This window comes from Defluviitoga tunisiensis (assembly GCF_000953715.1).
In the GTDB taxonomy this organism is placed as follows: Bacteria; Thermotogota; Thermotogae; order Petrotogales; family Petrotogaceae; genus Defluviitoga; species Defluviitoga tunisiensis.
Map to the genome: position 1 here is coordinate 364984 of NZ_LN824141.1, position 19277 is coordinate 384260.

The 19277-nt window shown below is 30.7% G+C and carries 17 protein-coding genes and 2 tRNA genes; 12 read left to right on the forward strand and 7 right to left on the reverse strand.

The annotated features are described in order from the left end of the window. Positions 1-31: 31 nt before the first annotated feature. The 3 genes from DTL3_RS01715 to DTL3_RS01725 all read left to right on the forward strand — a co-directional run bounded on the left by DTL3_RS01715 (position 32) and on the right by DTL3_RS01725 (position 4547). Entirely contained in the window at positions 32-1105 is a 1074-nt protein-coding gene (locus DTL3_RS01715; RefSeq protein ID WP_045087258.1) for a Gfo/Idh/MocA family protein, read from the forward strand. Between the two features lie 138 nt (positions 1106-1243). Further along, the gene (locus DTL3_RS01720) at positions 1244-3001 is read left to right on the forward strand and encodes an LVIVD repeat-containing protein (protein ID WP_045087259.1); all 1758 of its coding nucleotides are present in this window, start codon (positions 1244-1246) and stop codon (positions 2999-3001) included. Positions 3002-3038: 37 nt separating this feature from the next. After that, the gene (locus DTL3_RS01725) at positions 3039-4547 is read left to right on the forward strand and encodes a gluzincin family metallopeptidase (protein ID WP_052670252.1); all 1509 of its coding nucleotides are present in this window, start codon (positions 3039-3041) and stop codon (positions 4545-4547) included. A gap of 18 nt (positions 4548-4565) precedes the next feature. Here the strand turns inward: DTL3_RS01725 and DTL3_RS01730 are convergent, their stop codons facing one another. The 7 genes from DTL3_RS01730 to DTL3_RS01760 are packed head-to-tail and all read right to left on the reverse strand — an operon-like array spanning position 4566 to position 14790. After that, positions 4566-6542 carry a glycoside hydrolase family 13 protein gene (locus DTL3_RS01730; RefSeq protein ID WP_045087260.1) on the reverse strand — a complete coding sequence of 659 codons (1977 nt, stop codon included), beginning with the start codon at positions 6540-6542 and terminating at the stop codon, positions 4566-4568. 52 nt (positions 6543-6594) lie between these two features. After that, positions 6595-8400, reverse strand: a complete 1806-nt coding sequence (gene abc-f / locus DTL3_RS01735; RefSeq protein ID WP_045087261.1) for a ribosomal protection-like ABC-F family protein — start codon at positions 8398-8400, stop codon at positions 6595-6597. Positions 8401-8402: 2 nt separating this feature from the next. Next, positions 8403-9344 carry an ABC transporter ATP-binding protein gene (locus DTL3_RS01740; protein ID WP_045087262.1) on the reverse strand — a complete coding sequence of 314 codons (942 nt, stop codon included), beginning with the start codon at positions 9342-9344 and terminating at the stop codon, positions 8403-8405. Then, positions 9331-9783 (reverse strand): SsrA-binding protein SmpB, encoded by a 453-nt coding sequence (gene smpB / locus DTL3_RS01745; RefSeq protein ID WP_045087263.1) that lies wholly within the window; start codon positions 9781-9783, stop codon positions 9331-9333. Before smpB ends, DTL3_RS01740 begins: the two co-directional genes overlap by 14 nt. Positions 9784-9821: 38 nt before the next feature. Further along, positions 9822-10937 (reverse strand): DNA integrity scanning diadenylate cyclase DisA, encoded by a 1116-nt coding sequence (gene disA / locus DTL3_RS01750; protein ID WP_052670254.1) that lies wholly within the window; start codon positions 10935-10937, stop codon positions 9822-9824. Then, positions 10934-12286, reverse strand: a complete 1353-nt coding sequence (radA, locus tag DTL3_RS01755; protein WP_045087265.1) for a DNA repair protein RadA — start codon at positions 12284-12286, stop codon at positions 10934-10936. Before radA ends, disA begins: the two co-directional genes overlap by 4 nt. Continuing rightward, positions 12283-14790, reverse strand: coding sequence for an ATP-dependent Clp protease ATP-binding subunit (locus DTL3_RS01760; RefSeq protein WP_045087266.1), 2508 nt, complete (start codon positions 14788-14790; stop codon positions 12283-12285). Before DTL3_RS01760 ends, radA begins: the two co-directional genes overlap by 4 nt. A 321-nt stretch (positions 14791-15111) precedes the next feature. On the opposite strand from DTL3_RS01760, the gene DTL3_RS01765 reads away from it, so the two are divergent. From DTL3_RS01765 to rplL, 9 genes are all read left to right on the forward strand, one after another. After that, a tRNA-Thr gene (locus DTL3_RS01765) sits at positions 15112-15187 on the forward strand. Positions 15188-15215: 28 nt separating this feature from the next. Next, a tRNA-Tyr gene (locus DTL3_RS01770) sits at positions 15216-15302 on the forward strand. A gap of 33 nt (positions 15303-15335) precedes the next feature. Next, positions 15336-15500 (forward strand): 50S ribosomal protein L33, encoded by a 165-nt coding sequence (rpmG, locus tag DTL3_RS09370; protein WP_084217088.1) that lies wholly within the window; start codon positions 15336-15338, stop codon positions 15498-15500. Positions 15501-15542: 42 nt separating this feature from the next. After that, positions 15543-15761, forward strand: a complete 219-nt coding sequence (secE, locus tag DTL3_RS01775; protein ID WP_045087267.1) for a preprotein translocase subunit SecE — start codon at positions 15543-15545, stop codon at positions 15759-15761. Positions 15762-15826: 65 nt separating this feature from the next. Next, positions 15827-16891, forward strand: coding sequence for a transcription termination/antitermination NusG family protein (locus DTL3_RS01780; RefSeq protein WP_045087268.1), 1065 nt, complete (start codon positions 15827-15829; stop codon positions 16889-16891). A gap of 60 nt (positions 16892-16951) precedes the next feature. Continuing rightward, positions 16952-17380, forward strand: a complete 429-nt coding sequence (gene rplK / locus DTL3_RS01785; protein ID WP_045087269.1) for a 50S ribosomal protein L11 — start codon at positions 16952-16954, stop codon at positions 17378-17380. 19 nt (positions 17381-17399) lie between these two features. Then, on the forward strand, positions 17400-18110 hold the full coding sequence (gene rplA, locus DTL3_RS01790; protein ID WP_045087270.1) for a 50S ribosomal protein L1: 711 nt from the start codon (positions 17400-17402) through the stop codon (positions 18108-18110). Positions 18111-18298: 188 nt separating this feature from the next. Beyond that, entirely contained in the window at positions 18299-18844 is a 546-nt protein-coding gene (gene rplJ, locus DTL3_RS01795) for a 50S ribosomal protein L10 (RefSeq protein WP_231854026.1), read from the forward strand. Positions 18845-18863: 19 nt separating this feature from the next. Then, positions 18864-19247, forward strand: a complete 384-nt coding sequence (gene rplL, locus DTL3_RS01800; RefSeq protein WP_045087272.1) for a 50S ribosomal protein L7/L12 — start codon at positions 18864-18866, stop codon at positions 19245-19247. Positions 19248-19277: the final 30 nt, after the last annotated feature.

The following is a 19277-nucleotide window of genomic DNA, read 5'->3' on the forward strand; positions in this document are numbered from 1 at the left end:
AAAACTAATTTTATCTATGGTAGGTGTTGAGATGTTAAGAATGGCTATAATAGGTTGTGGAAGAATTGCTCAGCAAAAACATTCAGAAGCTTTAATAAAAAATTTGGATTTTATAGAAACAGTTGCAGCATGTGATTTAGTTGAAGAAAGAGCTGAAGAATTTGCAAACAAAATTGAAAATGCAGGTTTAAAAAGGCCAGAAATTTATATAGATTACAAAGAACTTTTGAAAAGAAATGATATAGACGCTGTAAGTATAGCTACAGAAAGCGGAAATCATTATGAAATTAGTATGGAGGCTTTAATAAACAACAAGCATGTTTTAGTAGAAAAACCTATGGCTTTATCAACAAAACACACTAAAGAAATGATTAAAACAGCAAAAGACAAAAATGTAAAGCTAGCGGTCTGTTTTCAAAATAGGTTTAACCCACCAATACAAGAATTAAGAAAAAAAATCGAACAAAACGCATTTGGTAAGATTCTTCATGCTCAAGCTTCAATAAGATGGAATAGAAACAGAGCATATTACGAGCAGGCAAAATGGAGAGGTACTTGGAAAGATGATGGGGGCACCTTAATGAATCAGTGCTCGCACAATATTGATTTGTTAATATGGAATATGAATTCCGAAATTGACGAAATATACGGTGTCATAAAAAATTTTACCCATCCTTATATAGAAGCAGAAGATTTTGGAAGCGCAATAATTAAATTTACAAACGGCTCTGTTGGTTTAATAGAAGGCTCAGCAAATGTTTACCCAAAAAATTTAGAGGAAACTTTGTCTATCTTTGGAGAAAAAGGAACGGTTGTTATTGGAGGAATAGCTGTAAATAAGATTAAATGTTGGAGATTCCCCGACGAGGATGGGCATCCATTTCAAAATCTACCAGATCCTGATACTGTTTACGGAAGCGGTCATATCCCACTATACAAAGACTTCTATGAATCGATCAATAATGACAAAGAACCTTATATTAATGGAGTTGAGGGTCAAAAAGCGGTCGAAGCAATTTTAGGAATTTATAAATCCTCAAAAGAAGGAAAACCTATTAAATTCCCTATAGAATTTTCAACATTGGATATGCTTTCTGACATTTAAGTTTGGTGAGTACACAGTGAATCTTTATTCCAATTTATTAAATGTCATTATTATGGTATAATTTAAATACTATAATAATAAAAGTTAAAGGAGGACAGAATTTTCCGTATTTATATTTACGGAAAATTCTTTATTTTTATGTTAGATGAAAAAAAACGGATTTCCCTGCTTTTCTTTTATGTCACTATTATTCTTATTATTTTCTTTTTAACAATTGTTTACTATAAAACTTTTCAAACAAAACAAATTGAAGAAAAAACACCTACAGAAAAAAGATATGGAGTAATACTCGCAGGATATGAAGGTTTTTACATATACGATATTATTCAACAAGATATCGTATCCTTACATAACACAGGCCAGTACGTAAATGATGCAAAAATAATTGGAAATTATCTCTATTTAGTAGATAGAAGTGGAGTTAAGATATATGATTTCTCTAATCCCCTTGAACCTGTATTAGTTAATTCTTATAGTACTTTTGGGACTTCTCTTTCAATTACTTTGGTTGATAAAACTGTTTATGTTGCTGATGGTCAAAATGGTTTGGTCATTTTTGAATTAGACGATGATATTTATTTAAAGTTAAAAAATCATCTAATTCTTCCAGGTATAATAACCCAAATTGAGATTTATGAAAATTACTTATTTGCTTTAGGACCAGGACTAGGGTTAAAAGTATTTAAAATAAAAGAAGGTTTCAACCTAGAAGAAATTAACTCATACAATGAGTTCGTTTCGCCGCGAATGATGACCTTAAGCAACGAATTTTTGATAATTAATGACGATCTTATAGGAATCTTATTATTTAAAATATCTGATCTTATTAAATCAAAGAATGTAGATTTAAAATTGTTTAGTACCTTAAACTATAAAGCCTTTTCTATTTCATGTATAGACGATGTGCTTTATTTTTCAACAAATACAGGTATTTATATCATAAATTTTTCTACTCAAGAGATAAAAGAAATAGTATCCAACAACTTTTCTAGAGCAAATATTACAGTTTATAATAATATGATTTATCTGTGTAATAATGAAGATGGTTTATACGTATATGACTTAAGCACCGGAAACTTAATAAAAAGATTTAATATAGTTAATTTTATAAACGATTTCATTGTTTTAGATGAAGGAATCTTAATTGACGATGGTTTAAACCTTGTATTTTTAAACTATCAAAAAGAAAAAGTTTTCGAGCAAGAATACTTAGGAAGAACTTATAAAGGTAAAAATGGCTTTTACATAATTAAAGATAATGTTGTAAGTTTTTTTAACCCTAAGAATACCCTCTTAAAAGAATTTCCCGAGGAAATACTAAATGTAAGGGAAACCGAAAAAGATGTTTATGCAATAGGAAAGGAAAATGTTTATTCCTTTTTAAATGAAGATGTCATTTTTAATGAACCTATAAACGACATCGAAAATGTAAATAACTCCTATTTTTTAGCTCAAGATAATAAGATACTTGAATATAACCCAAAAACAAAAAATGTCTATTTAAGATATTCTATAAAAGAACAAATCAAAGCTGTTAATTATTCAAAAAATCAATTTTTAATAATTACGGATAATGGAATTTATAAATTAAACTCTAATTTTGAATTGTTAGATTATTATAATTTTCTTTATATTCCTGATATTATATTAAATAGTGAGCAATACATCTTCTTATCAATAGGTCAGCAAATAACTATAATTGATAAGTCTAATTTCAATCTTTTTAAAGATATTAATCTAGGTTTACCCATACTCGGAATGAGTATAAAAGATAATATTTTATATATATCATTTGCTTCAAAGGGTATAACAAGCTACGAAATTGGCTCTAATTTTGAGTTTAATAAAATAGAAGACGTTTTATATTTATTTAATCCTAAAAAATTTATAATTTAGAATAAATCAATCTTTTTCAAAAAAAGGGGTGTTTTTTGTGGATATCGAACAAGTGGTAAACTTATTTCAAAAACTAAATAAAAAAGAAATTAAAGCTAGTAAATTAGGTTGGACACAATATACAACAGGTTTTGATTTAGGTATAGAGCAAGCTTATCAAGATATAACTGCTTTCTTAGAAGATGAGGAAAATTTTAGGATTGTTTGTAAACACAAAGAAAAAGAATTAAACACTATTGATAAGCGAAGAATGGAAATAGCATATAATATCTTCGAACCTTTTCACAAGAATAAATTAATAAACGAACTGAATCTCAAAATCAGAAGAAAAACGAATGAACTTTCTCAGATACTTAATACTTATAGATTCACAATAGATGGCAAAGAAGTAACTTCTGTTGAAATAGATCAATTATTAACTAATGAAGATAGAAATCTAAGAAAAAAGGCTTATTTCTCAAGAAATCAAATTAACAAAGTATTAATAGATAACGGTTTTATAGAACTTATTAATCTAAGAAAAGAATTAGCAAAAGCAGAAGGTTCCATGGACTTTGTGGAATATATGTTGAAAAAAGATGAGTTAAGTCCAAACATATTTAATGGTTGGAAAGACGAGTTAAAAAATCATATAAATAAGTTAAACAACAAAAGAAAGGAACTCGCTAAAAACTATATAGATGCTGATGAATTGAAACCATGGGATGAAGAATATTTGAAAAATATAATCTCCCCTTCTTTGAACACAAAAGTCGATATGACCAATTATTATTTTGTCTTAAGAGATTTTTTCTTAAACTTTGGAATTAATATGGATAAATATAACATAACCTATGATATTTTTCCTAGAAAAAACAAATCTGAATGGGGATATAATTTTCGAATAGAAGTTGGAAAAGACTCCAGAGTTCTTGCAAACGTAAAAAATCGATATTCAGAATATAAGACCCTTTTACATGAAAGCGGACATGCAATTCATTCTTTTCTACAAGATCCAAATGAAATAATACTAAATGAAGGAATAAGTGGCATAGTTACTGAAGGTATAGCAAATCTGTTTGGAAGTTTTATATATGACAAATTATTCTATAAGTACTTTTTTGATGATAGTGTGGAAAATGAATTTAACAAAATTAAAGAATATGAAAAATTAAATTATTTAAGATTCATAGGAAATATATTTTTTGACCATGAATTGTATAGAAACAATATAACTTCTTTGGAAGATATATATGATATTTATTATAAAGTCTATAAAGATTTATTTGGTGATAAACCTCTTGAAGAAGAACCGCCCTTTGGATACAGGATTCATTATACTACACATCCCATATATATGCATAACTATTTTATGGGAGATGTAACTTGTGAAATGTTAAGAAAAGTATTCTGTGAGAAACAAAGCGTTGATAATATTACTGAAAAACCCACCGAATTTATTCAATTCCTAATAGAAGATGTCATTAAACCATCTGGATTATATAAATATGAAGAATTATTTGAAAAAATAAGTGGTGAGCCATTTTCTTTAAAATGGTACTTCTAATATTATTTATATTCAATATTAATTTACTTTTATAATAACGGCAGTTTTTTCCGGAATTTTTAAATTTTTCCTACCTTCATTATAATATTTATTTTTAATATCCACTTCTTTTGTTGAGAAGAGGATCTCTATTTCTCCCTTTTTCTTGTCCAATAACCAAAGAGGTATCTCAACCTCAACTACTTTTTCTTCTCTATTTACTATTGTAACAATACTTTCTTCTTTATTCCAAGAGGCATAAGCTAGGTATCCTTTCTGCCAATCGATAAAATCAAAAGAACCTCTTCTTAATGAAGTCGAATTTTTATATACCTTAATTAATTCTCTCGTAAATTGCAATATTTCCAAGCCTTCTTCTGTTTCTCTTCCCCAAGGATAAGGTCTTCTATTGTCTGGATCTGTCCATCCTGGAAGACCTATTTCATCTCCATAATATAAACCAGGTGAACCAGGTAATGTAAACATCATTACAAGTCCCATTTTAAATACATCTAAATCTCTTCCTTCGATAGCTTCCTCGTGGGTATTTGGACCTAATCTGCCAACTTTTTGAGTCGTTCTTGTCATCCATCTTGAATGATCATGATTGCTAAGTTGATTTAAAGCTATAAACTTACTATTCATAGGTAATTGTGAAAGACCCCATTTAACAGCATTAACAAAGTAATCAGAATTTTTTAGCAATTCGGGTTTTAAGTAATCGTTATGCTTTTCCATACCTGTTAAAAAATAGCTAATAGGATCCATACAAGTTATATAATTCATTATTGAATCCCAACATTGTCTTTCTAACCAAGGAAGCGGGGACTTATATATTTCTGAAAATATTATTGAATCAGGGTTTGCTTTTTTTGTAACTTTATAAAAAAACCTCCAAAAAGAAGTATTCGTTTCAAAAGATTTTCCTAAATCGTCTGCTACATCTAACCTCCACCCATCAACACTAAAAGGCTCGCTCACCCACTTTTTAGAAATATTTGCAATATACTTCCACAAATTAATATTTCCATAATTTAATTTAGGAAGGGTTCTGTAACCCCACCAACCTTCATATTCGTTTTTTGAATTCCAATAAAAAAATCTTCTGTATGGCGAAGATTCATTATACAAAGCTCCATTTCCATACAGATTCATCTCATCAATCCATTTATGAAAAGAACCACAATGATTAAATACCCCGTCTATTACAACTTTTATATTTCTTTTATGACAATCCTCTACCAACTTTTGAAATAACTCGTCACTCTTATTTAGATTAACTTGAGAAGTCGTTCTTACTTTATATTTTTTAGTTAAATCTTCAGTATCCTCAACAATAACCCCAAAATGAGGGTCTATGTGCTCGTAATCTTGAGTATCATATTTATGGGGACTAGGAGAAACAAAAATAGGATTAAAATAAATTGTCTCCACCCCTAAATTTTCTAAATAATCAAGTTTTTCTAAAACGCCTTTTAAGTCTCCTCCATAAAACTCTCTATGTCCATTTTTAGGATGGGGAAGCGTTCCCCAATCTTTTTTTACAACAACCTGTCCATCATAATGATATTCATTGTTTACAGGATCGTTAGTTTTATCTGCATTATAAAATCTATCAACAAAAATTTGGTAATAAACAGTACCGTGTGCCCATTCTGGGGTTTTAAACCCTGCTATTAAAGTAAAATCAACTATTGACCTGTTTTGAAGAACCCCCATTGCGTCATATATAATACTCTTGTTCTTATCTAATAAATTAATTTCAAAATGATATCTTAAAATCCTATCTGGCATATTAAAATTACTTTCAAAATAATAATAATATTCACTTTCTTTATATAAAGTCATTGATTTATGCTGATATCGCTTGGCGTTTTTTTCGGGAGCAAAAATTACATTTCCTACACTCTTACCTAAATACTTTGGTATCCTCAGTCTAACAGTTACAAGATCCCCTAAATCTGGTTCTTCAGGGAAAAGATAAAAACTTGTTTGGTCAGAATAAATCCCTTTCATGATCTCATTGTCCTCCAATTAATTGTATATATAAATTAAACAATAATTTATTTTAACTTAAATTTTTATTTTTTTCTAATTTAAGCAGCTCTTCAACAATCTCTTTTTCCATATTTTCTAGTTCCAATAACTCTTTTTCTAATTTTACTTTTTCCTCCATTAATTCTATAACCTTATTATAATCGTCCCCAAATTCAAAAAGATTAACTTCTACCTTATCTAATTTTTTAAATAAGGTATCAGCTTGTGATCTTACATATAAAAGTTGATTGTTTAAACTTTTAATTCTATTTTTAATTCTATTTTTTTCTTTATAAGAAACATTTTGAACCTTTTTCTTGTCTAATTTGAAAGAAGAACTTTTAATATTATCTAAAATATCATCAAGATTTTCAGACTCGATACTTTCACCATCATCGATCAACAAAAATTTATCTGCAATATTTTTAATGAAATATTCATCGTGAGACACAAAAATTATAGCCCCTTTATATTCTTTAAGAGTCTTTTCTAATGATTGAATAGTTAAAACATCCAGATTATTTGTAGGTTCATCTAAAATCAAAACGTTAGGTTTTTCAAGTAAAATTTTTGCAAGTGCTAGTCTAGTTAATTCTCCACCTGAAAGTTCTTTAACTTTCTTAAAAACTTCCTCACCATAAAAACCAAATCGACCTAGATATTTTCTTACTTCATAATCTTTCCAATTCTGGACTATTTCCCAAGTTTCACTCAATACATCCAAATCATCAGAAAGCTTCTCAACAACTTGATCCAAATATCCTACCTTTATATTATATCCCCATTCTACTTTCCCAGAATAAAAACTTATTTCTCCCAGTAATATTTTCAAAAGAGTTGTTTTTCCACAACCATTTTTTCCTAAAATTGCTAATTTTTCCCCCTCATATAATTCAAACGAGATATTAGTTAATAATTTGTGAAATTTGTCGTAAGAAAAAGAAAGATTTTCCACTTCTATTACCTTATATCCAGTTTTTTCAGGTTGGGGAATTTTTATTTCAATTTCCTTTTCTTGCTCTAGATTTTCAATTTCTTCGTATTCTTTCTTTAACTCTTCTAATTTTCTTTCTCTTATTATAGCTTGTCTCATCATTTTTTCAGTTCCCCATGACCTATATCTCTGAATCATTCTTTCTAGTCTCTGAATTTCTTTTTGTAAGTTTCTTTGACGTGCATTAAGAGAATTAATATAAATTTCTCTAGACGAAAGATATTCTTCATATTTTCCTTTAAATTCCCAAATTTTTGAATTATTTATCTCCCAATATTTATCACATAACTCTCTTAAAAAGGCCCTGTCATGAGATACTATAACCATAGCACCCTTATAATTTTTTAGATAGTTTATTAACCACTCTATTGAATATAAATCTAAATGGTTGGTTGGTTCGTCTAATAACAGCAAGTCGGATTTTCCAGATAAAGTCCTTGCTAAAGATAATCTAGTAATCTCTCCACCACTTAAAGTAGAAACTTTTCTATCCCATTGTTCTTCTGAAAAACCCACTCCAACAAGTAAACTTCTTGTAATGCGATCAACCATATGTTCGGCATAATCCTTTAAAACAGCTTCTTTTATAAAATTATAAATTGATAAATCATCATTATCAGCACGATATTGTTTCAAGATAGAAATATTTAAATTATTTTTCTTTATTACTTGCCCTTCAATTGGTTCTAGGTTTCCATAAATAATATTCAATAAAGTTGTTTTACCGCTTCCATTTTTACCTATTAAAGCTATTTTATCCTTAGGATTTATAACCAAATTTACATCGTAGAATAAATAAAAATCCCCATAATTGTGAGAAACATCTTCTAACCTAACAAACATTTTTAATCAATCCCTAAATTATTTGAATTTTCAATTATATAAGAATATATATCCTCTAATGTTGGTCGTAACTTAATTTGAGATACTTCCAATTCATTAAGAGAAAAGTTTGGATCTTTTGTCTCCACAATTATTTTTTCATCAGAAACAGGTTTAATTGCTGTGATATTAGGAAGACTTTTTACTTTTTCCAAAACACTTTGATAATCATCTTTTTTAATAGTAAGTTCAAATATATTTATTTTAGTATCAAACCTCTCATACAACTTGTCAATACTGTCTTTAATAACAATCTTGCCGTCAACAATTATACCAACACTTGTAGCTAATTGTTCTATTTCCCATAAGTAATGAGAAGATATAATGATTGTAGTCCCCTTAGTAATATTTTCATTCAATATGAATCTTCTTATAAATCTAGAAGATTCAACATCAATAGCATTTGTCGGTTCATCTAATAAAAGTATTTCAGGAGATTTTAACAAGGCTCTAGCTATATTAAGCTTTTGCTTGTTCCCTGAAGATAGATTTTTTGTAAGTTTACGTTCATGCTTGTCTAAATCAAAACTTAATAAAAAATTATCGATTTTTTCTTCAGCATTTTCCACATCTGCAACAGTAGCAAAAAGTTTAAGATTTTCATAAGGAGTTAAATCTTCTTCGAGAACAGAATAATCTGAAACTAAGGAAATATATTTTCTTAATGTTTGCTTATTTTTGTACAAGTCTTGACCAAAAACTCTAACTTCACCAAAAGTTGGGGTTAATAGAGTAGATATCATCTTCATTATTGTAGATTTTCCGGCACCATTAGGTCCAATGAGGCCAAATATCTCACCTCTATTTATTCTCAAGTCAACATTATTAACAGCTATTGTATTTCCAAATCTTTTGGTTACCTTTTCAAAGGAAACAGCTTCATTAACCCCTTCAAATATTTTCATACTTTTCTAACTTTTTAACCCTCCTTTCAAAATCTCTTTCAGCAATTTTTTCTCTTTTATCGTATTTTTTCAGTCCTCTAGCTAAAGCTATTTTTACTTTTATCAAACCTTTATCGTTCACATAAAACTCTAAAGGAATTATTGTTAATCCTTCTTTTTTAACTTTACTATTCAAACGAATAATTTCTTTCTTGTGCATTAGTAATCTTCTTGGCCTTTCCGGATCATGATTGAATACGGTAGCACTTGAATAAGGACTTATATGAACATTATACAAAATTAATTCACCGTTTTCAATTTTACAAAAGGCGTCTTTTAGATTTATATTTCCCTCTTTTGCTGACTTAACCTCAGTTCCTTTCAATTCTATTCCACATTCAAAGGTTTCTAAGATTTCATAATCATGAAAAGCTTTTTTGTTTTTTGCTAAAACTTTCATTTACAGCACCTCAATTCAAAAATTCACATGCACCTGTTTTAAGTTCCAACCTTTGGCGCTTTTTCTTCACTATTAGCCAAAAAATTTAATTCTTCTTGGTTCCTCTTCTTTTTATCTAAGGCATTTAATATTACTTCTGCCCTTCTCTTTCCTACACCAGGTATAGTTGTAAGATCTTCAAACTTTGCTTTCATTAACTCGGGAAGTGTCTTAAAAGTTTCTACCACATTTCTCACAACTATTGATGGAAGATTTGTTGAATAAAGTAACCTATAACCCTTTGAGGAAACTCCATATTCTTCCAATTCATCTTCCGATTCTATATCATTATAGCCAAGAGCTTTAGCTACTTCTAACGGTCTAACTAAACTATCCACACCAAAATCATTAAAGATTTCTAAGGCTTCTTCAGGTCTTTGATATGATAAATTCTCAACACTATAATCCATAATTACAGAACCGACAAGCTTAGGAACAGATCTTAAGATCTCTTCATACTCAAGTCTGACACTTCCAGCAATTTCACCCAACTCTAATAAATATCTTTCAGCTTTTTGAGTAATACATATTGTAAGCATTCCTTTTGAGATAACTTCAACTACATCTCTTAGACTAACTTTTTCTTTTATTTCTTCTATATTCAAATATTCTAATAATCCCATAAAACTTTGCCTATATCGTTGAGCAATTGTAATCTCCTGATTCAACCGTGCAAACAAAACATTTTCAGGTAATAACTCATGCTTTAATTTATCATAATATACAGATATAATATTCCTTCTTTTAGAAATAGCAACTGTTAAATCCCCTGTTTGTATGGCAATTTTTTCTGCTGTTTTATGTCTCATTCCTGTTTCTGAACTTGGAATATTTTTATCAGGATTTAGAAGAGCGTTCGCATACAAAATTTTAGTTCCGTCACTATTTAATACAACAGCTCCATCCATTTTAGACAATTCATATATTTTCTCAGGTAGAAAATCACAATTTAATTCAAATCCTGGTTGTATAAGTCCTTCTTTGATGTTATCTTCAGGATGAGACGAAAAGAATAAGAGTGCACCCAGATTTGCCTCCATTATTCTATCTACACCTTTTCTAATAGGCTTACCAGGTGCAAGTAAATTGAAAATTTTTCCCAATTTTTCGTTCAAAGGACACTTCCCTCCTTCCCAAATAATTTTATCAAATCTTTGACGTTTTCCACAACTTTAAAATTATTATTATCAATATTTTTATTTTTTGGAATCAATACAGCATCTGCACCGAGTTTCTGAGCTATTTCAATTCTCTTTTCTAAAAGCGAAACCCCTCGAATTCTTCCATCTAAACCTATTTCTCCTAAAGCAATTACAGAATATAAAAGAGGTTTGTCTAGCATAGAAGAGATTAAAGAAAGAGCAATTGCTAAATCCATTGAACTATCGGTAATTTTTAAACCTCCAGATGTATTAACAAATATATCTTTGTTTTCCAAAGGAAATTTAAGTTTTTTAGAAAGGACCGCAGTAATCATTAACAATCTATCTATGGGAACACCTGATGTAACCCTTCTAGGAGAACCATATACTGGATTACTTACCAAAGCCTGTATCTCAATGGGCAAAAATCTTTGCCCAACCTTGGCTACTGTCAAAGTATTACCAGGCTCATTTGAATACTCTGAAAGAAAAAAAGATGTAATATCTTCAATTGGTTTTAAACCAGTTTGGGTGATCTCTAATATTATTATTTCATCTGTAGGACCAAATCGATTTTTTAAAACTTTCAGTATTCTAAGCCCTGAACTTCTCTCCAAATCAATTTGAATCACACAATCAACCATATGTTCCAAGACTTTCGGCCCAGCTATAGCCCCTTCCTTATTCACATGGCCTACTAATATAACAGGTATTTCTGTCTTCTTTGCATAATCAACTATTTTTCGTGTACATTCTCTAACTTGAAGCAAACTACCAGGCGCAGAATCAATTTCATCACTTTTTAAGGTTTGAATAGAATCTATAAAAATAGCTTCAGGACGGTGCTTACTATTAATCAAAGCACTGAGAATTAGCTCTATGTTACTTTCAAACATCAAAGCAATCCTTTTGTTACCTATATTCAGTCTTTCAAATCTTTGAAGAACTTGATTTACCGATTCTTCTCCTGAAATGTAAAAAATGAATCCTTCTTTAATATCTAATGAATCTGCTAACTGTGTTAGAAGTGTACTTTTTCCTATTCCAGGCTCTCCACTTAATAAATACACGCCTCCTTTAACTAAACCTCCATTTAATGCGTCATTTATTTCTTTTAGTTTGATTGATATTTTTTGTGGAGGAGAAATTTCCTGCCCTATAAAAACTATCTCAGGAGCATCTTTAATATTCTTATCAAAAGCAATATCCGCGGTATATTCTACCGCGGATTCTAATTCTTGACATACCGGACATTTTGCAAACCATTTATCAGACTCATAACCACAATTATTACAAACATAAACTTTTTCTGATTTTTTCAAGTGTTAACCACTTTCTTTTCCGCTTTTTTACGTTTATTGGGAGATCTTCTAAAACTTAGCTTATCGTCATTCTTCCTATGAGTTATGATAATTATATCGTCTTCTTCATATTTGTTTTTAAGTATTTCTTCAGATAATGGATCTTCAATATACCTTTGAATTGCCCTTTTCAGTGGTCTAGCGCCAAATATTGGATTATACCCTTTTTCTAGCAGAAAGTCTATCGCACTTTCCTTAACTGAAAGGCTAAGATTCTTTTCCTCAAGTCTGCTTTTTAAATCAGAAATTTGAATGAATATTATTTCTTTAAGCTGCTTTTTGGTCAACGGATGGAAAACTATAATATCATCCAATCTATTTATAAATTCGGGCCTAAATGTTTTTTTGACAGCAGACATTACTTGTTCCTTCATATTTTGATAATCGCTTTCAAAACTGTCATTTTCAACGAAACCCATAGACCTCTTTGTCTTGCTAATTTGCTCAGAACCAAGGTTTGACGTCATTATTATAATAGTATTTCTAAAATCTACAGCCCTTCCTTGAGAATCTGTTAATCTTCCTTCATCCATAATCTGCAACAAAATGTTGTAAACATCTGGATGAGCCTTTTCTATTTCATCTAACAATATAACAGAATATGGTCTTCTTCTTACAATCTCGGTTAACTGTCCACCTTCTTCATATCCAACATATCCAGGAGGTGCACCAACAAGTCTAGAGACACTGAACTTTTCCATATATTCGTTCATATCAATTCTGACCAAATGCGTTTCATCTCCAAAGAGATATGAAGCTAATGCTTTAGCCAATTCTGTTTTACCTACACCGGTAGGTCCTAAAAACAAGAATACACCTATAGGTCTTCTTGGATCTTTTAATCCGCTTCTTGCCCTTCTTATCGCTTTAGATACAGATCTAATTGCTTCATCTTGGCCAACAACTCTTTTATGTAAAACATCTTCAAGATTCAATAATCTCTGCATCTCTTCAACTTCTAATTGTTGTAGAGGAACTCCTGTCCAATTTGAGATTATCTCGGCAATATTTTCCTCATCTATATCAATTATGTTATTTTCTGCTTCATTTCTCCATTTAACATAAGCTTCTCTGTATTTTTCTTTCATTTTCTCTAGTTCATTTTCACTCTTATCTTTTGATTCTTCACGAGATATTTTGTACACTTCTCTCTTTTTTTCTAATTCTTCAATTTTTTCAAGTTCTAACCTCAATTTAGGAGGTAATGTTAAAGCCCCTAACCTTGCTTTTGCACCAGCTTCGTCTATGACGTCTATTGCTTTGTCGGGTAAATGTCGATCTGTTATATAACGAGCTGAAAGATGAGCTGCTGCTTCAAGCGCACTGTTAGAATATTTTACCTTATGATGTTCCTCATATTTATGCTTTATCCCTTTCAATATTTTAATAGTCTCTTCTATTGATGGTTCAGTAACATAAATTTTTTGGAATCGTCTTTCAAGTGCAGGATCCTTTTCTATAAATTTTCTGTACTCTCCAGATGTAGTTGAACCAATTATTGTTATTTTCCCATTGGCTAATGCAGGTTTCAAAACGTTAGCAGCATCCATTGATGATCCCTCTGCTGCACCTGCTTCAACTATCATGTGTAATTCATCAATAAAGAGAATTATATCTTCAGTTTTTTCGAGTATTTGCATCAATTTTTTCATCCGTTTTTCAAATTCCCCGCGGTATTTAGTGCCAGCTACTAAGGCCGTTATATCTAAAGAAAAGATAGTTTTATTTTTTAAGATTTCCGGTACAGTTCCTTCCACAATTTTTTGAGCTAAGCCTTCTACTATAGCACTTTTACCTACTCCTGCTTCACCAATTAGTACAGGATTGTTCTTCTTCCTTCTAGCTAGTATTTCCATTACTCTATTTATTTCTATTTCTCTACCTATAATTGGATCTAATTTGTGATTTTCTGCTAATGCAGTTAAATCAATACCAAAATCTTCTAATTGCTTAAGTGCATTTTGCTTTTGACGCTTTCTTTCCTCTAATTCTTCGCTTTTAACAATATCTGTTTTTCCAGGTAACTCGCCTTTCATCATTATTTCAGACAATTCCTTTCTCATCAAAGATAAATTAATACCTGATCTCTTAAGTATATGAGACGCAATTCCTTCTGCTTCCCTGCATATACCTAATAACAAATGTTCTGCATCAATTCTATCAAATCCCATCAATTCTGCTTCATCATACGCAAGTTCCAATATTCTTTTAGCTCTTGGTGTTGGCTGTGGAGAACCAATAATTCCTTGTGTAGAATTGGTACCCACAACATTAGTAATCTCCATTTTAACACTATTATAATGAAGGTTAAATTCATCAAATATTTTATCTAAATGTCTTCCTCCAACCTTTAAAAGTCCCAAAAGAATATGTTCGGTTCCAACATATGGATGTCCCATTTCTTTCGCTTCATTTTGAGCCTCTATAAACACTTTTGCGGCCCTTTCCGTAAAGTTATCAAACATGTCTTCTCCTCCTTCACGATACCGTCAACCAATAGAATTCTATTCTCAATATGTTAATATTATTAGTGTAGTTCGTATAAAAAACATACGTTCTTATAAGAATAAATAATCTATATAACTTCTTTAAACTACCTCGTTTTTCATTATTATTGTACCATGATTATTATTAAAAACAAAGTAAATAAAGTTAAATTATATAGAAATTAGCTTTTCTGATACTTGTTTGACATAGTATATTCATCTTAATCTTTTCTTAACTCAAATGCAATTGACAATTGCACACTGGTTTGATATAATCTTTTGCAGTTGAATAATGTTCATGCCGATGTAGCTCAATTGGCAGAGCGGCTGACTTGTAATCAGCAGGTTGGGGGTTCAAGTCCCTTCATCGGCTCCAAGTTATAAACAATTTATTATGTTGATTTGGTGAGGTGCCCGAGAGGCCAAAGGGGGCGGACTGTAAATCCGCTGGCAGATTGCCTTCGAAGGTTCGAATCCTTCCCTCACCACCAATATACATGTGATTTAACAAGAGAGGTGAAATTATGGCAGCAAAGACTCCTATTATCAACTTTTCGTTAAAATGTACAGAATGTAATAATAGAAACTATTATAAGACAAAGAATAGAAACTTCAAGAACAAAATTGAATTAAAAAAGTATTGTCCAAAGTGTCGTAAACATACCTTACATGTTGAATCAAAGATTTAATTTTGATTTTGGCACATATTTCAAAAAGTAGGAGTGTTTTATATGTCAAAATTTTGGATTTTTCTAACATCTGTGTGGCAGGAAGCAAAAAAAATTAAATGGCCAACAAAAAAAGAATTACTAAATTCTACATTGGTAGTTTTAGTTATTCTGGTAGTTGTCTCTGTTTATTTGTTTCTTGTTGATTTCGGGCTAGTTCAATTTTTTACACATTTGGTTTATCCTTTTTTCTTAGGTATTCCAGCTTCTCCCTCACCTTAGTTAAATCGATTAGTTGATAAATAAGTTAATAAATCAAATTTAAAAACGTGGTGATTTTTTAGAAGATGCGTAAAGAATGGTATGTTTTGCAAGTATATTCTGGTATGGAAAACAAAGTCAAAGAAAACATTGAAGAGAAAGTGAAAAATCTCGGATACGATAAGTATATTGGAAAAATAGTTATTCCTGAAATTGAAGAATTAAATTATACTAATAGACGAATAGACAGGATGTTTGTGTCTAAAGATGCTGAGTTGTTTGTTAAAAAGGGTAAAGATGTAAAAAAGGGAGACTTACTAGCTAAAGAACCAGCTATAAAGATCAAATCAAAAGGTAAAATTGTTGAAGCCAAAAATTATCGAAAGATTATGGTGGAAACAGAAGGTAAAAAATATTCAAAAACCTTCCTTATACCTGAAAGTGTTGGTGTAATAGCAGGTTTAAGAGTAGGAAAAAAGGTTGTTTCTGGAACTCCACTCAGCAAAAATTTTGAATATGAATGTGATGTAGATGGTGAAATTGTTAGTATAGATAAGGTTAAAAGAGTAATAGTTCAATCTGAATCTGGTGAAAATGAAGTATATATAGTTCCAAAAGAAACATTTAAATCAGATATTTATAAAGTTGGAACAATTGTGGAACCTGAGGAAATAATTGGTGATGCTAAAGAATATAGAGCAAAATTTGCGGGAAGAGTTGATATACGAGAAACCGCACTAATTAAAGAGATTAGATTGATAAAAACAAAAAAGAAAAATTTATTTCCAGGATATGTTTTCATAGAAATGATGTACACTAAAGAAGTTGAAGATACAATAAAGAAAATTCCTTATGTCTCAACCTTTTTAAATATTGGTGGAAAGCCTGTTAAACTTCAAAAGAATGAGATTAGCGCAGTATTGAGATTGATAGGAGAAGAATCATTTGAAAAGAAAAAGCTTCAAGAAATTAGAACTGATTTTGAAATTGGTGAACATATAAAAATAATTAGTGGACCTTTTGAATATTTTACAGGCAAGATAAAGGCTATCGATTTAGAAAAACAAGAAGTTAAAGTTGGAGTAAGTATGTTTGGAAGAGAAACCACCGTTACTCTTTCGTTAAGTGAAATAGAAAAAATAATTGATTAATATTAATATAACGTGAGTGGGAGGGATTTTTCCCGATATACCACAAGGAGGTACGATAGAATGGCAAAAAAACTTATTAGAGTAGTAAAGCTACAATTAGAAGCAGGTAAAGCAACTCCTGCACCTCCAGTCGGACCGGCATTAGGTCAATATGGAGTAAATTTGATGGAATTTTGTAAAAAATTTAATGCCGTTACAGCTGATCAAGCAGGAACTTTATTACCTGTGGAGATTTCTGTTTATGAAGATCGATCTTTTTCCTTTGTAGTTAAAACTCCTCCCGCTTCATTTTTACTCAAAAAAGCAGCTGGCGTAAAATCTGGAGCGAAAGAACCCGGAAAAGAAGTGGTCGGGAAAATCACAAAATCTCAGCTAAGAGAAATTGCTGAGATTAAAATGAAGGACCTAACTGCTAAAGATATAGAAGCTGCCATGAAAACTATAGCCGGAACAGCAAAAAATATGGGAATAGAAATAGTCGAAGGCTAGAAAGGGAGGAGAATAAGACATGCCAAAAAGAGGTAAAAAATATAAAGAAGTATCAAAGTTGGTTGACAAAACGAAAACGTACAATATTGAAGAAGCCATAGAACTTATTAAAAAAGTTTCCTATACAAAGTTTGATGGAACGGTCGAACTACATATAGTTTTAGGAATAGATCCCAAAAAAACTGATCAAAATGTTAGAGGAACAATATCTCTGCCAAATGGTACAGGTAAAAGTGTAAGAGTTTTGGTATTTGCAGAAGGTGAAAAGGCCGAACAGGCACGTCAAGCAGGAGCAGATTATGTGGGTTCAGATGATTTAATCGAGAAAATTAATTCTGAAGGATGGACAGATTTTGATGTAGCTATAGCCACTCCAGATATGATGCGTAAAATTGCTCGACTTGGTAAGGTCCTAGGTCCTCGTGGACTAATGCCTTCACCAAAAGCTGGAACTGTTACTGAAGATATAGCCCAAGCCGTGAAAGAATTTAAAGCTGGAAAAGTGGAAGTTCGAAATGACAGAACAGGAAACATTCATGTGCCAGTGGGGAAGGTTTCCTTTAACAATGAAGCTCTTAAAGAAAATATTCTTTCTGCTCTTGAACAAATCAACAAAATGAAGCCTGAGAGTTCAAAAGGAAAATTTATAAAAAAAGCTACTATAAGTCCTACAATGGGTCCTGCAATAGTTATAGATTTAAGTTCTCTTGGTGAGATTAAAGTAGCGTAATTAGATAATTTAATTATTTACACAATTTATTTTTTCAATAATGCGTACCAAAGAAAGTGGGTCTTTTAAGAAAGATAAAGAGTATAATGCTCGCCTACAGAGGTACGTGGAATAAAGAAATAAATAGATGAATATTACATTTATTTCTTTTATAGTCCGCGGCCGTGTGCCGCTTTTTTTATGAGGAGGTGTTCTTTTTGTTAACCAAAGAACTAAAGAAAGGCTTGATTCAGGACTTCGTAGATGCTTTGGAAAAAGCTAATTTAATACTTTTCATTGACTTTACTGGTATGAATGTTCCCTTATCTCATCAGTTTAGGATGGAGTTATATAACAATTTTGGTGAAGATGTTATCTATAAAGTCTATAGAAATTCTTTGTTAAAAACAGCTATCAAATTATCGAAAAAATCCGAAGATGAGTTTGAACCTTTTTTAACTGGACCAACAGCTGTCTTATCCGCTAAAAATGTAGATCCAATTGAAGTATTAAAGTTTGTCAAAAAATTTTCTGATTCCCAAAAAGGCTTACCTTTTATTAAAGGTGGAATATTAGAAGGCCAAATAATAGATTCTGAAAAAGCTAATGAATATGCTAAACTGCCTTCTAAGCAAGAATTATATGCTATGCTTGTTAGAAGCGTAAATTATCCTATATTTGGTTTAGTTAATGCCTTAGCCGGCAACATTAGAAACCTTATTTATGTTTTAAACGCTATAAAAGATAATAAGTAAATTTGGAGGTGTATGGTAGATGACAAAAGAGGAATTCATTAATGAAATCAAAAAAATGACCGTTGGAGAACTTGCTGAATTAGTCAAAGCTCTTGAAGAAGAATTTGGAGTATCCGCAGCTGCTCCAGTAATGGCAGCAGCTATGCCAGGCGTAGCGGCAGGTCAACCAGCTGAAGAAGAAAAAAGTTCTTTCGATGTAATTTTAAAAAGCTTTGGAGAACAAAAAATTGGCGTAATTAAAGTTGTTAGAGAAATTACCGGATTAGGTTTAAAAGAAGCTAAAGACTTAGTAGAAAAAGCTGGTACACCTGAAGCAAAAATAAAAGAAGGGGTACCCAAGGAAGAAGCAGAAGAAATCAAAAAGAAATTAGTTGAGGCTGGAGCAGAAGTAGAAATTAAATAATTTAACTAATATTTTAACACGATTTTCAAG

Excerpts from the sequence above, each read along its gene's own strand:
- DTL3_RS01715 (WP_045087258.1), top strand. The coding sequence starts at position 32 with ATGTTAAGAATGGCTATAATAGGTTGTGGAAGAATTGCTCAGCAAAAA.
- DTL3_RS01720 (WP_045087259.1), top strand. The coding sequence starts at position 1,244 with ATGTTAGATGAAAAAAAACGGATTTCCCTGCTTTTCTTTTATGTCACT.
- DTL3_RS01730 (WP_045087260.1), bottom strand. The coding sequence starts at position 6,542 with ATGAAAGGGATTTATTCTGACCAAACAAGTTTTTATCTTTTCCCTGAA.
- abc-f (WP_045087261.1), bottom strand. The coding sequence starts at position 8,400 with ATGTTTGTTAGGTTAGAAGATGTTTCTCACAATTATGGGGATTTTTAT.
- DTL3_RS01740 (WP_045087262.1), bottom strand. The coding sequence starts at position 9,344 with ATGAAAATATTTGAAGGGGTTAATGAAGCTGTTTCCTTTGAAAAGGTA.
- smpB (WP_045087263.1), bottom strand. The coding sequence starts at position 9,783 with ATGAAAGTTTTAGCAAAAAACAAAAAAGCTTTTCATGATTATGAAATC.
- DTL3_RS01760 (WP_045087266.1), bottom strand. The coding sequence starts at position 14,790 with ATGTTTGATAACTTTACGGAAAGGGCCGCAAAAGTGTTTATAGAGGCT.
- rpmG (WP_084217088.1), top strand. The coding sequence starts at position 15,336 with ATGGCAGCAAAGACTCCTATTATCAACTTTTCGTTAAAATGTACAGAA.
- secE (WP_045087267.1), top strand. The coding sequence starts at position 15,543 with ATGTCAAAATTTTGGATTTTTCTAACATCTGTGTGGCAGGAAGCAAAA.
- DTL3_RS01780 (WP_045087268.1), top strand. The coding sequence starts at position 15,827 with ATGCGTAAAGAATGGTATGTTTTGCAAGTATATTCTGGTATGGAAAAC.
- rplK (WP_045087269.1), top strand. The coding sequence starts at position 16,952 with ATGGCAAAAAAACTTATTAGAGTAGTAAAGCTACAATTAGAAGCAGGT.
- rplA (WP_045087270.1), top strand. The coding sequence starts at position 17,400 with ATGCCAAAAAGAGGTAAAAAATATAAAGAAGTATCAAAGTTGGTTGAC.
- rplL (WP_045087272.1), top strand. The coding sequence starts at position 18,864 with ATGACAAAAGAGGAATTCATTAATGAAATCAAAAAAATGACCGTTGGA.